Origin of the sequence: Nonomuraea sp. NPDC049028 (genome assembly GCF_043197735.1) — a bacterium.
In the GTDB taxonomy this organism is placed as follows: Bacteria; Actinomycetota; Actinomycetes; order Streptosporangiales; family Streptosporangiaceae; genus Nonomuraea.
In genome coordinates, this window is sequence record NZ_JBICTR010000003.1 from 344,751 (window position 1) to 359,594 (window position 14,844).

Below are 14,844 nucleotides of genomic sequence, written 5' to 3' on the forward strand. Positions count from 1 at the left end.
TAAGGTCACCATTAGTAATGGGTAGCTTACTTATCGCTGTCGACGGCCGGAGTCGGGATTCGGGGGTTCAAGGTGCCTGAACAGCGAGTTCACGCTCATCCGGCCGCGTCAGCCGCCTGGCTGCGCGCTGCGCGCGTGGCTCGCTCCCTTTCGGTGCTCACCCTCGTGTGGCTGGCGGTGGAGAGCACGCTCGGGCTGGCCGCGGGGCTGGGGGCGCATTCGGTGGCGCTGATCGGCTGGGGACTGTCGGCTCTCGTGGAGGCGGCGGCGAGCCTGATCGTGGTGTGGCGGTTCACCGGCTCGCGCACGCTGTCGCCGAGCGCGGAGCGCCGGGCGGGGCGGGCGGTCGCGGTGAGCTTCTGGCTGCTGGCGCCCTATCTGGTCATCCACGTCGCCCACGATCTCGACGCCGGCCACCGGGCCGTGCCGACCGCGCTCGGCATCGTGGTGACCGCGGTCAGCCTGGCCAGCATGCCGGTGCTGGGGTTGGTCAAGCGGCGGCTCGGCCGGCGGCTCGGGTCCCCCGCGACCTCGGGGGAAGGCACCCAGAACCTCATCTGCGCCGCGATGGCCGCGGGCGTCCTGACGGGATTGTGGCTGAACACGCTCGGCTGGTGGTGGGTCGATCCGGTGGTGGCGTTGGCTCTGGCGGCGGTCGCCACGAGGGAGGGAACTCGGGCCTGGCGCGGTCACTCATGCTGCCATTGACCGTCACACCAGGTAATCGTCGCACCAAACGGGCTGTTTTGCCACAGTAAGCGCACCGAGTATCGTTCCGGAAGTATTGCGGAGCATCTCCCGCTAGGGTCTCCGAAAGGTCCCGACACACCGAAGAGGACATCGTGGGGCGACACCGCACAGACGAGCTCGACGGCGGCTACCAAGCTCAGGAACCGACTCCCCGAAAGCGTGGGAACGGTGGTGGCCGCGGCAAGGTGTTCGTCCCGCTCGCCGGGGCGGTCGCACTCGCTGTGCTGCTGGGCGTCGCGGCGTTCGTCATCTTCAACCGCGACCACGACTGCTCGAACGGCAAGCTGCCGCTGCGCGTCGTCGCGAGCCCGGACATCCAGCCCGCGCTCAACAAGATCGCCGGCAACTACAACAAGGCCATGCACTCGATCGACAGCCGCTGCGTCGAGGTGACGGTCGCCAAGGAGGCCGCGGCGCGGACCGCGAACGCGCTGGCCGCCGGCAAGATCAACGCCGACCTGTGGGTGGCCGACTCCAGCCTCGTCGTCTCCAGGCTCCGCGGCCAGGCCGCGGGCGCCGCCCTGCCGGAGTCCAGCGGCTCGATCGCCACCTCGCCGGTCGTGCTGGTGGCCGCCAAGGCCGCGGCGGCCAAGCTGGCCAGCAGCCTCCAGCCGAGCTGGGCGGGCGTCATCGCGGCGGCGAACGTCGCCAATCCCGACGGACCCGGCAAGAAGGTCCGTGTACTGGCCCTCGACCCGCAGAAGAACTCGGCCGGGATGGCCGCGCTACTGGCCGCCGCCGGCTCGGCCCAGCAGGCCGGTCAGAGCAAGGCGCTGGTGGGCGCGCTCAAGGAGCTGTCGGGCCAGCTCGTCGCCGACCCGGCCGCGCTGCTGGCCAGCCTGACCGTGAAGTCCGGGAGCAAGGTCCCGATCGGCGTCACGTCCGAGCAGACCATCTACCTCCACAACACGAAAAAGCCTGACACCCCGGTGGTGCCGCTCTACCCGGCCGAAGGCACGCTCAGCCTCGACTACCCGCTCGTGATCGTCACCAAGGACGCGGCGGCGCAGAAGGCGGCCGCGGCGTTCAAGCAGGAGCTCGGCACCGAGTCGGCCCACCGGACGCTGCGCGAGCAGGGCTTCCGTACGCCCGACGGCAAGGCCGGCGACGCCCTGTCCAAGGACAAGGGTTTCACCCCGGCCCCGCCGACACCGCTGCCCACCCCGGACGACAAGACCGTGGTGAGCATGGCGCAGACCTGGTCCCGGCTGAACCTCGGCACCCGCCTGCTCACCCTGCTCGACGTCTCGGGCACGATGGCACTGCCCGTCCCCGGCACGAAGATGACCCGCATGCAGGCCATCGGCAAGATCGCCGTCGAGGGGCTCGGGCTGTTCCCCGCCGACGCGGAGATCGGGGTGTGGGCGTTCTCCACCCACCTCGACGGACAGGGCAAGGACTGGCGCGAGGTGGTCTCGGTCGGGCCGCTCAGCGAGAGCGTCAACGGCGTGCTCCGCAAGGACGCCTTGGGCCGGCAACTGGGGGCCGCCCAGGCCAAGGCCACGGGTGACACAGGACTGAACGACACGCTCAAGGCCGCGTACGCGGAAATGACGAAGTCGTACCAGGAAGACAAGATCAACACGATCGTGATCCTCACCGACGGCGCCGGCAACGACGATCCGGACGGCGGGCTCAGCAACAAGCAGATCCTGAACTATCTCAAGAAGACGTATAACCCCAAGCGCCCGGTCAGCATCCTCCTCATCGCCTTCGGCCCGGACGCGCCCAAGGGCAAGCAGCAGATGGACGCGCTCGCGCAGGCGACCGGTGGCGAGGCTTACATCGCCAAGAACGTGCTGCAGGTGCGCGACTTCTTCCTCCAGGGCATGCAGCGCCGCCTCTGCGCGCCGCGCTGCGATGGCTAACCCCATTAGTCACATCTGGCACCGTTTTCCCAGCTCATGCCAGTTGGGCATGGACTGACACGCTGTGGTAACCCCGCTCGCGCGGGGAGGCGTCCTACCCGCCGTGAGGGCTTCCGCCCTCGACCAGCGGGGGAGGAAACGTGTCTGGATGGCCGGCTGTTGACCGCGGTGACGATCAGCAGGTGGTCGACGCGCTTCGGATGGGTGCCGTCGAAGGCGCGGCCAAGCTCTATGACGCTTATGCCGAGCGGTTGCACGACTACGCGTGCTCTCTTACCGGGGAGCGCGACGCCGCGGCCGACTCCGTACATGACGCGCTCGTCACCGCGCACGGGTGCGTCTCGCGGCTGAAGGAGACCGGCCGGCTGAGAGCCTGGCTGTACGCGCTGACCAGGTTCCAGGCCGCCGCCCGGCTGGCCCACAGGAGCGGCTCGGCCAAGACCGACAGCGTTCCGTTGCCGGTCTTCGACGAGCCGGAGGATCCCGAGCTCGCCGCGCTGGTGCACGAGGCGCTCGGGGAGCTGAGCAGGAACGAGCGCGAGGTCCTGGAGCTGTCACTGCGTCACGGGCTCACCCCGGCGGAGGTCGGCGCTGTGCTCGGGCTGACCTCTCGCCAGGCCACCGCCCGGCTCGGCCGGGCCCGCGATCATCTGGAGAACGCCGCCGCCGCCGTGATCCTGGCCAGGACCGGGCGGGCGCACTGTCCTGACCTGTCGGCGATGCTGGACTCGTGGGAAGGGCCGCTCACCTCGTTGCTGCGGCGGCGGTTGTCGGGACACATCTCAGGGTGCGAGGTGTGTACGGAGGGGCGGCACCGGCAGGTGGCGGCCACCCGGCTGCTCGACATGGTGCCGGTGGCCTATCCCCCCATTTCGCTGCGCCGCAGGGTGGTCGACACCTGCGTCAACCCGGAGCGGGACCAGACCCGGACGCTGATCACCGACCGGGGCGACAGCTTCGACCGCACGGGATTTCCGGTGGCGGTCGAGCGGCGCTCGCGCCGCCGCCGGCCGCGCCGCCTCGGGCCCGTGCTGCTGGCCGGCGCGGCGGTGCTCGCGGCGACCGGCGCCATGGTCGCGATGAACAGCGGCGACCCCGCCAAGACCGCGCTGCGCGTGGCCCCCGCCCCCTCGGCCTCCCCCGCTGCCTCTCCTGACGACCTGACCGGCTCTCCTGACGACCTGACCGGCACCACGCCGGAGCCCGAGTCGGAGGACGACACCACGCCCACGCCTGATCCGTCGCCCACGGCGTCCCGCAGCGGGGTGCCGAGCACGAGACCCGCCACCACCAAGCCCGCGGCCGCCCCGACGGCCACCCACCGGCAGACCGTGCGCGGCGCCCGGTTCGCCACCTCCTGCCCGGACGGTGTCGAGGACGCCGCGAAGATCGGGCTGACCGCGCGCAACGCCACCGTCGCCTGGCGCGCGACCGCGTCCGCGGGGCTGCAGGTGTATCCCGCGAGCGGGTCGATCAAGGCGGGCGGCTCGATGGCGATCTGGGTCACGGTCGACGACCCCGGCACCGGTGGCAGCGGCTCGGTGTCCTTCAGCTCCAACGGCGGCGGCGCGAAATGCTCGCTGTCGTGGCACGGCGGCACGGAGCAGACCCCGGAGCCGCCCACGGACCAGCCGACGAGCGGTCCCGAGCCGAGCGAGACGCCCAGCGGGCCGACGCAGAGCACGTCCGTGGACAACGTCCAGGTAGACCCGCCCCACGACTCCTGATGTGTGACATGGTTACTCGGGATGATATTCCGCCTGATAAGGCAGGAAATTCTGACTCCCGGTCGTCAAATGGCCCGCCCCCACGCCAGTGACTGCTGAGCCCGGAGTACACTTACGTGACAAGTGGGGATAAAACGGACCATAGCTCGAAGATCTTGCCGCAAGTAGGGCATCCTTGTGGTTTGGGGACCGCAACGGAGGCCGGAGTATGACCGTGTGTTCAAAAACACACGAAGAATATCTGCCTGCCGGTAAACCGGAGCGCGTCGCCAAGCGTCGGCATTGACGTGTCCACGGGTGCATTGGTCCCATGAAATGCGATCAATCGCGCCTTTACCCAGCTAGGCCCCAGGAGAGAAGACAAGTAGATGCTCAAGCACCGCAGAGCGCTGACGTGGCTCCTCGCGCTCGCCTGCATCGCGGGAGCGGTGATCGCGCTGTTCGACATCCAGACACCGCTGCGCCCGCTCCTCATCTCTCTTTTCCTTCTGGTGGTGCCAGGAGCCGCAGTCGTAGGACTGTTGCGTGATCGTGACCCGCTTGCCGCACTATCAGTAGGAGCTGCGGCAAGTCTCGTGCTTAACGTGCTTCTCGCCCAAGCCATGCTGCAGTTCAACGCATGGTCGCCTCGGGCCGGTGTGGCAACGGTCGCCGTGCTCGGAGGCTTCATGTACGTGCTTCGCGTGTTGTACCGGGGGAAGAACATGCAGACCGAACAGGGGGCCAGGCCAAGGTGAACATCACAGTGGTTCGCCCCGGAGACCTCGGCGAGTCCGAGCGGGCCAGGTGGCGGGCGCTTCAGAAGGCGGACCCGAGCCTGGACAACCCATTCCTCTCCGTCGAATTCGCCTTGGCGATGGACCGCCTGCGGGATCGGGTCCGGGTCGCGGTCATCCAGGACGAGACCGGCATCGCCGGCTTCTTCCCGTACGAGCGCCACAGCTTCGGCATCGGCAAGCCGCTCGGCGGCTTCCTCACCACCTGCCATGGCCTGATCTCCGAGCCGGACCTGAAGTTAGAGGCCCGCGCGCTGCTGAGGGCCTGCAAGCTCAGCGTCTTCGACTTCGACCACCTGGTCGCGGGGCAGCCGACGTTCGCTCCTTATGAGAGCGACGTGCGCCCGGCGCCGGTCATGGACTTCACCCAGGGCTTCGACGCCTGGCTCCAGCAGGTGAAGACCAACTCCCCCAAGAACCTGAAGACCGTGCGCTACAAGGAGCGCAAGTTCGGCAGGGAGCACGGTGGGCTGCGCTTCGAATGGGCCTCGGCCGATCCGGAGGTGCTGCGCACCCTGCTCGCGTGGAAGTCCGACCAGTACAGACGGACGGGCCGGGTCGACCGGTTCGCCCAGCCCTGGATCGTCGAGCTGATCGACCTGATGTTCGCCGAGAAGTCGGCTGACTTCTCGGGTGTCCTGACCATGCTGTACGCGGGAGACGTGCCAGTCGCCGGCCATTTTGGACTGCGCACGGCCACCACGCTCGTCGGGTGGTTCCCCGCTTACGACACCGAGTTCGCCCGGTACTCACCGGGCATCGTGCACCATCTGCAAATGGCAGAGGCCGCCGCGGCGGCCGGGTTGCACATGGTGGACATGGGCAAGGGCGGCAAGGAATACAAGGACTGGCTCAAGAGTGGGGTGCTGTACGTCGCCGAGGGCCGGGTCTCCAGACCCTCCGCGTCGGCGGCGGTGCACTGGATGGGCAGAACTCCTTTCAACAAAGCCCGAACAATTGTCATGGACCGGCCGTCTCTCTATAGGGCAGCCGACAGAGTCCTGAAGGGTTTCGGTCGGGTGCGCAGCACTTTGCAGCACCAGGAGTCATCCAACGCAGTCGTCAAGGAACCAACGGGAGCGCGCTAGCGCTCCCACCCGTACAGCCCTAGCAATCCCCGCGCAACCCTCGCTCCCAGTGGACCCTTCATGCACCGTTCGCAGCACCGCCATTCCTCCTGCACCCGGGAGTGGCTGCGTCCGGCCAGTGTGCTGGGTCTCGGAAGGAATTCCCTCACCATGAGTCCCGACATCACCAAGCACAACGGCAAAGTGCAGATCGCGCCGCTGCGATCGATGCCACCTATTGAGCGTTTCACCCCGGTCACGCCTCACCTGGCCATCTCTCCCACGGTGAGCGTCGTGGTCCCGGCCATGAACGAGGCGGACAACCTGCCCCATGTCTTCGCCACGCTGCCCCAGTGGATCGATGAGATCATCCTGGTCGACGGCAACTCCGTCGACGACACCGTGGCGGTGGCCAGACGCCTGCGGCCCAACCTGAAGGTGGTCACCCAGACCGGCAAGGGCAAGGGTGACGCCTTGGCCGCCGGCTTCGCCGCCGCCAGCGGCGACATCATCGTGATGATCGACGCCGACGGCTCCACCGACGGCCACGAGATCATCACGTTCGTCGGTGCGCTGGTGACCGGCGCCGACTTCGTCAAGGGATCGCGCTACGCCGCCGGTGGCGGCAGCGACGACCTGACCTTCGGCCGCCGGTTGGGCAACAAGGTCCTCACCAGCATCGTCAATATGATGTACGGCACCCAGTACACCGACTTGTGCTATGGCTACAACGCCTTCTGGGCCCGCCACCTCGAGGTGCTCGACCTCGATTGCGACGGTTTCGAGGTGGAGACGCTGCTGAACGTCCGCGCCGCCAAGGCCGGACTGAAGGTGCACGAGGTGCCGAGCCACGAGCGCAACCGGATCCACGGCGAGAGCAACCTGCGCGTCGTGCGTGACGGCATGCGTGTGCTGAAGACCATCCTGCGAGAGTGGCGCCGCCAGCCCGCCCCTCCGCAGCCCAAGCCCGCCACTGCTCCGGCCGCGGACCGGGGTGTCGCGTAAGAAGGTCCGTTGTGAAGACGTCTGTTGTCATCTGCGTATACACCGACGAGCGGTGGGAGGACATCAGGCAAGCCGTCGAGTCGGTCGAGAATCAGCGGCGACGACCGTACGAGCTGATCCTGGTCGTCGACTACAACCCGGACCTGCACCTGAAACTCAAGCGTGCTTACCCACAGGCCATTGTGGTGGAGAACACGCACGAGAAGGGGCTGTCCGGCGGCAAGAACACCGGCGTGGCCACGGCCACCGGTGACATCGTCGCGTACCTCGACGACGACGCCGTCGCCGATCCCGGCTGGCTGGAGGCTTTGGAGGAGGGCTTCCAGGAACCGGGTGTCGTCGGCGTGGGCGGTCGCACCGAGCCACTGTGGGCGTCCCAGCGCAGGCCGCGCTGGTTCCCCTACGAGTTCGACTGGACGGTCGGCTGCTCTTATCGCGGCATGCCCGCGGTGAGAGCGCCGATCCGCAATGTGATGGGCGGCAACGCCGCCTTCCTGCGCGAGGTCGTCTCCGAGGTGGGCGGTTTCCACAGCGGCATCGGGCGCAGCGTGCAGGGTCGCAAGAGCCGGCCGCTGGGCTGCGAGGAGACCGAGTTCTGCATCAGGCTGAGCCAGCGCAAGCCCGGCTCGGTCATGCTGTTCGAGCCGCGCGCGCTGATCGGGCACAAGGTGTCGCGCCAGCGCGAGCGATTCGCCTACTTCAGATCCAGGTGCTACGCGGAGGGACTGTCCAAGGCCCTGGTCACGCAGGAGGTGGGCACCCAGGACGGACTGGCCAGCGAGCGGGCGCACGCGCTGAAGACGCTGCCGCTCGGCGCGCTGCGGGGCGTCGGCGAGGCGTTCCGGGGCGACGTCGGCGGGCTCGGCCGGGCCGCCGCGATCGTGGTCGGCCTGGCCTGGACCACCTGGGGTTACCTGATCGGCTCGGCACGACTGAAGGCAGTGCGCTGATGATCCGCGTACCGATATTGATGTACCACTCTGTCGCCGACGACCCGAACGAGGAGACACTCCCTCACTCGGTACGGCCGTCGGACCTGGACGAGCAGCTCGCCTACCTGTCGGAGAGCGGGTTCACCCCGCTCACGCTGGGCGATCTGGTGGCCTCACTGAACAAGAACAACGGCAGGTGCATGCCGGACAAACCCATCGTCCTGACCTTCGACGACGGCTACGCCGACTTCCACAGCCGCGCGCTGCCGCTGCTCGACCGCTACAAGTTCCCGGCCACGGTCTTCCTGACCAGTGGCTGGGTGGCGGACGCCGGCGACGACGCCGCGGGCCGGCCGCTCGACGACATGCTCACCTGGGGCCAGGCCCGCGAGACCGCCCAGGCCGGCATGGAGATCGGCGGCCACAGCCACAGCCACCCGCAGCTCGACCAGCTCCACATCGACGAGCTGCGCCAGGAGCTGCGTAAGAACAAAGGCCTGCTGGAGGAGAAGATCGGCGCGCCGGTCGCCACCATGGCCTACCCCTATGGCTACTCCAGCGCCCGCGTACGCCGCGAGGTGCGCAAGGCCGGCTACTTCGCCGCCTGCGCGGTGAACAACTCGATCGCCGCCGACCGTCACGACATGCTGGCCATCCCCCGGCTGACCGTGGCCCGGCACACGTCCATCAGCATGTTCAAGCGCGCCGTCGAAGGCACTGGTGTGCCCCTGATCTACCTGAAGGAACGGGTCCTCACCAAGGGCTACGCGATCGTCAGGCGCACGAGGTACGGCCTGCAGCGGGTGCGTGGAAATGTCTAGCCTCTGGGGGAGGGTCCTGCGCGACCTTCGTAACCCCCTGTTCCGCAACGGCTACGCGCTGATGGCCAACACGGCGATCACCGCGACGCTCGGCATGGGCTACTGGCTGCTGGCCGCCCACTTCTACACGCCCGAGGAGTTCGGCCGGGGCCAGGCGATGATCACCGCGATGCGGCTGTTCGCGTCGCTGACCGCGCTGGGCCTGGTGGGCGCGCTCTCCCGCTTCCTCCCGCTGGCGGGCCGCCGCATCCCCGAGCTCATCCTGCGAGGGTACGGCCTGGCGGCGGCGACCGGCGGCGTGGCGGCACTCGGCTTCCTGCTGACCCTGCCGCTGTGGGGACGCACTTACTCGGTGCTCGGCGCGTTCGGGCCCGGCCTGTTCTTCCTCGGCTCGGTGCTGGTCTGGTCGGTGTTCACGTTGCAGGACGTGGTGCTGACCGGACTGCGCAACGCCACCTGGGTGCCGCTCAACAACCTGGTCTTCGGCCTGGCCAAGATGGGGTTGCTGATCGCGATGGCCGGCGCGCTGCCCGACGGCGGCATCTTCACTTCCTGGATGGTGCCGACGGCGCTGGCGCTGATCCCGGTCAACTGGCTGATCTTCGGCGTCATCGTCCCCCGGCACATGAAGCGGACCGAGACCGTCCAGCAGCCGCCGCGGCTGCGCGAGATCGGCCGGTTCCTGGCCGGCGACTTCCCCGGCACGCTGTCGATCCTGGCCATCGTCTACCTCGTGCCCACCGTCGTCGCGACCCGGGTGGACGAGGCCACGTTCGGCCGCTTCTCGATGGCGCACACGCTGGCCAGCATGATCGAACTGCTGGCCATGAACATGGCCGTGTCGCTGACCGTAGAGGGCTCCTTCGACCGGTCGCAGCTGGCCGAGAACTGCCGCCGGGCGCTGCAGCGAGCCTTCATGATCATCGTACCGATCATCGTCGTGGTGCTCGCGGGCGCGCCGCTCATCCTGAGCGTTTTCGGCGACGGCTTCGCGGCGGTGGGTACGACGTTGCTGCGGCTCATGGCGCTGGCCGTGCTGCCACGGGTGCTGATCGAGGTCTATCTGAGCGTGCTGCGGGCGCGGAGTGACGCGCGGCAGCTGGCCTTCGTGCAGATCGGGCTCGCGGTGCTCGTTCTCGTGTCGATCCTGGCGCTGTTCCCGTTCGCCGGAGTCAACGCCGTTGGGTACGGCTTGTTGCTCAGCGAGACTTTGATGGCACTTTTGATCTTCAAATCTCTTCGCAAAATACTCATTCTTGGCGATACACGGCGGACTCCCGTCACTCAGGGGTCGTCCGGGGCCGCATGATGGTCAACGTGAGGCAACGCGACGGCGATGGCATGACAACGGGGATCACGGGCTCCTCCGAGCACGTGGGCGACTCCACGGACGGCACCGAGGCAGAGGGGGAAACGGGCGTGCCCTTCGATCCGGACGCCACGGGCGTCATCCCCCGGCCGCCGGTCCCGAAGGGCCCGACCGGCCCCGCCACGGACGTCGCCGACGGTGACGACGACGGTGATGACGAGGCGGAGACGGGCACCCTGCCCGCCATCCGCCTGCCCGCCACCCTCCACATCGGCTCGCCGCCAAGAGCCCCTGAGGACACCAAGGATGCGAAGGAGTCGGAGGACCCGCAGCGGCCCGAAGACCCGCAGGAGCCCAAGGCCGCCAAGGACCCGAAGGAGGCTGAGGGCCCGCAGGCGCCCAAGGCCGCGAAGGAGCCGAAGGGCGCCAGGGGTCCGGCCGCGGACGAGGCGGTGTCCGCCGCGGATGACGATGCCGCGGGGACCGTGCCGACGAAGGTGGCGGCCGCCCCGGTCGCGAGTCTGGCCGTGGAAGCTCCCCCGGCTCCCGCGAAAACGCCCGTCGAGCCCCCCGCCACACCCCCCGCCTCAACCGCCACCAAGACCCCGGCCAAGCCTCCGACCAAGACACCCGCCGCTACCGAACCCGCCCCCGCCAAGGCGAGGGGCCTGGGCGAGCGGCTGCGGCAGTTGGGGCGCAGCGCGCCCATGTGGCTCCCCGCGCTGCTCACGGTCGAGGGCCTGATCATGTACGTCCTCGCCCTGCGCGTGGCCCCGGGCCCGCTGCGCGGCGTGGACCCGGCCGACATCAACGGTCTCGGCCTGATCGCCGCCCTCCCGGCCAGCGCGTTCGCCGCGATCCTGATCATGCTGGTGTCGTTCTTCGTCACCGTCGCCCAGAGCACCGACCGTAAGTTCCTCCTGCTGTTCCAGATCGCCGTCATCACCTTCGCCCTGCACGGCGCCGGTTCGCTGGTGGCCAGCGAGCCCAGGTTCCCCACGGCGTACATCCACGCGGGCTTCGTCGACTTCATCGGCCGGACCGGCGAGACCGCGATCAGCATCGACGCCCGCATGGGCTGGCCGGGCTACTTCGCGCTGTTCGCCTTCGTGACCAAGGCCGCCGGCATCAGCGACATGACCACGATCCTCCAGTGGACGCCGCTGCTGACGAACCTGCTCTACCTGCTGCCGTTCGTGCTGATCCTGCGCCAGGTGGTGGCCACCACGCGGGCGCGCTGGTACGCGGCGCTGCTGTTCGTGCTGGTGCAGTGGATCGGGCAGGACTACTTCTCGCCGCAGGGCTTTACCTTCGCGCTCTATCTGGCCTTTGTCGCGATCCTGTTGCGCTGGTTCGGGCGGGTGGAGCCGCGCACCAAGCCGATCGCGCCGAAGGGGCTGCGCAAGCTGCTCGGCCGTCTCGACGCGATGACGCCGGGCGAGATCGCCAACACCGGCACGTTCCGGGCCGACCGGCTGCTGATGCTGCTGATGCTGCTCGCGCTGTTCTTCGCGGCGACGGCCTCGCACCAGATCACGCCGTTCATGATGCTCGGCGTGGTGACGGCCTTCCTCATCTTCAAGCGGACCAAGCTGACCTGGGCGCTGCCGTTCTTCCTCGGCCTGGCCGTGCTGGCCTGGATCAGCTACGAGACCGTGGGCTTCTGGGCGGGCCAGATCGACGCGATCTTCGGCGGCCTGGGCCGGATTCTGACGAACCTGCAGCGCAACACCGGCGACCGCATCGCGGGCAGCGACCCGGCGCACGCGATGGTGCTGCAGGCGCGGCTGGGCATCCTGGTCGTGATCCTCGCCCTGGCGGCGACCGGCCTGTTCAGGCGGCTGCGGCGCGGGGTGGTCGACCGGGCGGCGCTGATCCTGCTCTGTGTGCCGGTGCTGGCGCTGGGGCTGCAGAGCTACGGCGGCGAGATCGGGCTGCGCATCTACATGTTCGCGCTGCCCGGCGCCTGCCTCCTGGCCGCGTACGCGTTCTTCCCGAACCTGCCCGCCGACAGCGCGGACGTGCGCGAAGAGACCGTGCCCATGCGCAAGCGGAATGTCCGCTTCAACCCCGAGCTGACCAGGAAGCTGTCGGTCGTGCTCGCGGCCTGCTTCGCGGTGGTGTTCGCGGGGGCGTTCCTGATCGCCCGCTATGGCAACGAGAAGTTCGAGCGGGTGACGACCGGCGAGGTCGCCGCGATGCACTACATCTACGCGCACGACAAGCCGAGCGCCAAGGTCCTCTACCTGACGGCCAAGGAGGGTCCCGAGGTCACGCCGACGCTGCCGTGGGGCGAGAAGGACATCGAACTGGTCAACTTCAACGGCCAGGCGCTCGTCTACCAGGATCCGACGAATATCGCCAAGGCGGTCGCGACGCTCAAGGCGAGCCCGCGCAACACCTATCTCGCCGTCAGCACCGGTCAGATCGCCTACCTGCAGCTCAACGAGGGCTTCCCGGCAGACTGGGGTCCCAGGTTCAGGGCCGCGCTGGACGCCTCGCCGGATGTCAAGAGGGTCTACGCCAACAAAGACGCCGCTCTGTACACCTGGAAGAAGTTCGTCAAGGGCACCGAGATCCCGGAACCCCTCCCGTACACAGGACGCGGCGACCCCACCTCGCCCTGGACGCCGGTCGGCCTCGCGGCACTGGCCGTGACCTGGGTAACTCTGTTCGGCTACGAGGTGATCCGGCTCAACGGGCCGAACCGGGCGGTCAAGGCGCGCCGGCGGTTGCTGTGGGTGGCCATCCCGGCATTCGCCGTGGCCGTGGGCGTGATCATCGAGCGATTTATCTATATCGCATCAAATACCTAGATTCACAGGAAACCCACAGGTTTTGCGGAATGATGTTCGCTGATGAGGACACACCCCGCCATTTCCCCTGGGCGATCCATGGTTACACGCATCACTTCGGTCGATGCCCTGCGCGGCTTCTCGCTGCTCGGCATCCTCGTCGTGAACATCGCTTTTCTGGCGTCCGGCTACCGGATGGCCGGGATGGCGGAGCCCGCGTTCATCTCACCGCTCGACTGGGCGGTGCGGTGGACCGTGACCTTGTTCATGGAGAACAAGTTCTACTTATTGTTCTCCTTCCTGTTCGGCTACAGCTTCACGCTGCAGGTCGACTCGGCCGTACGGCGGGGCAAGGCGTTCGTGCCGATGTTCCTGCGCCGCCTGGCCGGGCTGTTCCTGATCGGGCTGGCCCACGCGGTGCTGCTGTTCCCGGGTGACATCCTCACCACCTACGCCGCGGTCGGCCTGGCCCTGCTGCTGCTCCGCAAGGTCTCGCCCAAGACCGCGGTCATGCTCGCCATCGCCTTGACCTCCATGCTGGCCCTGGGCTTCGTGCTGCTGGCCGTCCTCGCGATGGTCGGTCTGGACACGGCCGGGACGGTCTCGCACGGGGTGGCGGAGGCGGTGCACTCCGACACGGCCCTGCGCGGCTCGGGCTTCCAGATCATCGGCGAGCACCTGCGCAAGCTCTCCCTCATCGTCGTGCTGCGCGTGCTCTTCCAGGGTCCGGCCGTACTGGCCGCCTGCCTGATCGGTCTGGCGGTCGGCAAGCTGGGCGTGCTGCGCGACGTGTCCGCGCACACGGCCACGCTCCGCCGGCTGCAGTGGCTCGGGTTCACCGTCGGGCTGGGTGGCGCGTTCGTCTACACGCTGTCGGCCTGGCACGGCAGCGTGAACAAGTTCCTCGGCGAGGCCGTGGACCTGGTCACGGCTCCCCTGCTCGCCGCCGCCTACGCGGCGACGTTCCTGCGACTCCTGCCCCACCTGCCGCGCATCGGACGGGCGCTGGCGGCGCCGGGCCGGATGGCGCTGTCCAACTATCTGGGGCAGTCCCTCATCTGCTCACTGATTTTCACGGGGTACGGCCTGGCGCTCGTGGACCGCGTCAGCCCACCGGTGGAGGTGGTGATCGCGCTGGTCGTCTTCGTCGCGCAGGTCTTCCTCAGCCATTGGTGGCTGCGTGGGCACCGGTACGGGCCGGTGGAATGGCTGCTCCGCGCCGTGACGTACTGGAGCCGGCCGGGCCAGCGGGGCGCTCATCAGAAGTCGGCGCGCGCCTGAGGCCCCCGATAGGGCAGCGTCCGGCTGTAGACCAGGTTGGTGGTGGTGCTGCCGAACTGGGCGAGCTCGTCGACGACCCGTTCGAGATGGGCCATGGAGGCCGCGGCCACCTTCAGCAGGTAGCAGTCGTCGCCGGTGGTCCGCAGGCATTCGAGGATCTCGGAGCGCTCACCGAGCAGCCGATGCAGTGGCTCGTGCCGACTGCCTGGATACTTGAGCCGCACCACGGCGAGCACGGCGTAGCCGACCTTCTCCAGATCGACCTCGGCTCGATAGCCGGTGATGACGCCGGCCGCCTCCAGCCGCTTGACCCGCTCGGTCGTCGCGGAGGAGCTGAGGTTGACCCGCCGCCCCAGCTCGGTGAGCGCGACGCGCCCGTCTCTCTGGAGCTCAGCGATGATCGCCCAGTCCGTCGCGTCAAGGCTCTCGGTCATCGGCCCAAAATACCGGCAATTCCCCGGCCAATCGTCCCGTGCGCAGGGAGAACTCCCTTCCTACCGCTATGACCCATTA

12 protein-coding genes are annotated in these 14,844 nt (G+C 68.4%); 11 read left to right on the forward strand and 1 reads right to left on the reverse strand.

Annotated features, from left to right (window positions below):
• The first annotated feature begins 135 nt into the window (after positions 1-135).
• The 11 genes from ACGFJ2_RS12480 to ACGFJ2_RS12530 all read left to right on the forward strand — a co-directional run bounded on the left by ACGFJ2_RS12480 (position 136) and on the right by ACGFJ2_RS12530 (position 14,331).
• Complete coding sequence (locus ACGFJ2_RS12480; RefSeq protein WP_393467511.1) at positions 136-708, forward strand: cation transporter; 573 nt, start codon at positions 136-138, stop codon at positions 706-708.
• Positions 709-842: 134 nt separating this feature from the next.
• The gene (locus ACGFJ2_RS12485) at positions 843-2,618 is read left to right on the forward strand and encodes a substrate-binding domain-containing protein (RefSeq protein WP_357956003.1); all 1,776 of its coding nucleotides are present in this window, start codon (positions 843-845) and stop codon (positions 2,616-2,618) included.
• A gap of 182 nt (positions 2,619-2,800) precedes the next feature.
• Positions 2,801-4,345 carry an RNA polymerase sigma factor gene (locus ACGFJ2_RS12490; RefSeq protein ID WP_393467513.1) on the forward strand — a complete coding sequence of 515 codons (1,545 nt, stop codon included), beginning with the start codon at positions 2,801-2,803 and terminating at the stop codon, positions 4,343-4,345.
• 368 nt (positions 4,346-4,713) lie between these two features.
• Entirely contained in the window at positions 4,714-5,082 is a 369-nt protein-coding gene (locus ACGFJ2_RS12495) for a hypothetical protein (RefSeq protein ID WP_357956007.1), read from the forward strand.
• Complete coding sequence (locus tag ACGFJ2_RS12500) at positions 5,079-6,209, forward strand: GNAT family N-acetyltransferase (protein WP_393467515.1); 1,131 nt, start codon at positions 5,079-5,081, stop codon at positions 6,207-6,209. Before ACGFJ2_RS12495 ends, ACGFJ2_RS12500 begins: the two co-directional genes overlap by 4 nt.
• Positions 6,210-6,359: 150 nt before the next feature.
• Positions 6,360-7,193, forward strand: a complete 834-nt coding sequence (locus tag ACGFJ2_RS12505; RefSeq protein WP_357956012.1) for a glycosyltransferase family 2 protein — start codon at positions 6,360-6,362, stop codon at positions 7,191-7,193.
• Between the two features lie 11 nt (positions 7,194-7,204).
• A complete protein-coding gene (locus tag ACGFJ2_RS12510) occupies positions 7,205-8,143 on the forward strand; it encodes a glycosyltransferase family 2 protein (RefSeq protein WP_357956014.1) in 939 nt (312 codons plus the stop codon).
• On the forward strand, positions 8,143-8,946 hold the full coding sequence (locus ACGFJ2_RS12515) for a polysaccharide deacetylase family protein (protein ID WP_357956016.1): 804 nt from the start codon (positions 8,143-8,145) through the stop codon (positions 8,944-8,946). Before ACGFJ2_RS12510 ends, ACGFJ2_RS12515 begins: the two co-directional genes overlap by 1 nt.
• Complete coding sequence (locus ACGFJ2_RS12520) at positions 8,939-10,255, forward strand: hypothetical protein (RefSeq protein WP_357956019.1); 1,317 nt, start codon at positions 8,939-8,941, stop codon at positions 10,253-10,255. The genes ACGFJ2_RS12515 and ACGFJ2_RS12520 overlap by 8 nt, the downstream gene beginning before the upstream one ends.
• An 8-nt stretch (positions 10,256-10,263) precedes the next feature.
• The gene (locus ACGFJ2_RS12525; protein WP_393467519.1) at positions 10,264-13,071 is read left to right on the forward strand and encodes a hypothetical protein; all 2,808 of its coding nucleotides are present in this window, start codon (positions 10,264-10,266) and stop codon (positions 13,069-13,071) included.
• A 78-nt stretch (positions 13,072-13,149) separates the two neighbouring features.
• The gene (locus ACGFJ2_RS12530) at positions 13,150-14,331 is read left to right on the forward strand and encodes a DUF418 domain-containing protein (protein ID WP_357956024.1); all 1,182 of its coding nucleotides are present in this window, start codon (positions 13,150-13,152) and stop codon (positions 14,329-14,331) included.
• On the opposite strand, the gene ACGFJ2_RS12535 is transcribed toward ACGFJ2_RS12530, so the two are convergent.
• On the reverse strand, positions 14,310-14,765 hold the full coding sequence (locus ACGFJ2_RS12535) for an Lrp/AsnC family transcriptional regulator (RefSeq protein ID WP_363996319.1): 456 nt from the start codon (positions 14,763-14,765) through the stop codon (positions 14,310-14,312). The two genes, ACGFJ2_RS12530 and ACGFJ2_RS12535, sit on opposite strands and share 22 nt — an antisense overlap.
• Between the last annotated feature and the right edge of the window lie 79 nt (positions 14,766-14,844).

What these genes read in the sequence shown, in the direction of transcription:
- ACGFJ2_RS12495 (WP_357956007.1), top strand. Translation starts at nt 4,714, where the DNA reads ATGCTCAAGCACCGCAGAGCGCTGACGTGGCTCCTCGCGCTCGCCTGC.
- ACGFJ2_RS12505 (WP_357956012.1), top strand. Translation starts at nt 6,360, where the DNA reads ATGAGTCCCGACATCACCAAGCACAACGGCAAAGTGCAGATCGCGCCG.
- ACGFJ2_RS12515 (WP_357956016.1), top strand. Translation starts at nt 8,143, where the DNA reads ATGATCCGCGTACCGATATTGATGTACCACTCTGTCGCCGACGACCCG.
- ACGFJ2_RS12520 (WP_357956019.1), top strand. Translation starts at nt 8,939, where the DNA reads ATGTCTAGCCTCTGGGGGAGGGTCCTGCGCGACCTTCGTAACCCCCTG.
- ACGFJ2_RS12530 (WP_357956024.1), top strand. Translation starts at nt 13,150, where the DNA reads ATGGTTACACGCATCACTTCGGTCGATGCCCTGCGCGGCTTCTCGCTG.
- ACGFJ2_RS12535 (WP_363996319.1), bottom strand. Translation starts at nt 14,765, where the DNA reads ATGACCGAGAGCCTTGACGCGACGGACTGGGCGATCATCGCTGAGCTC.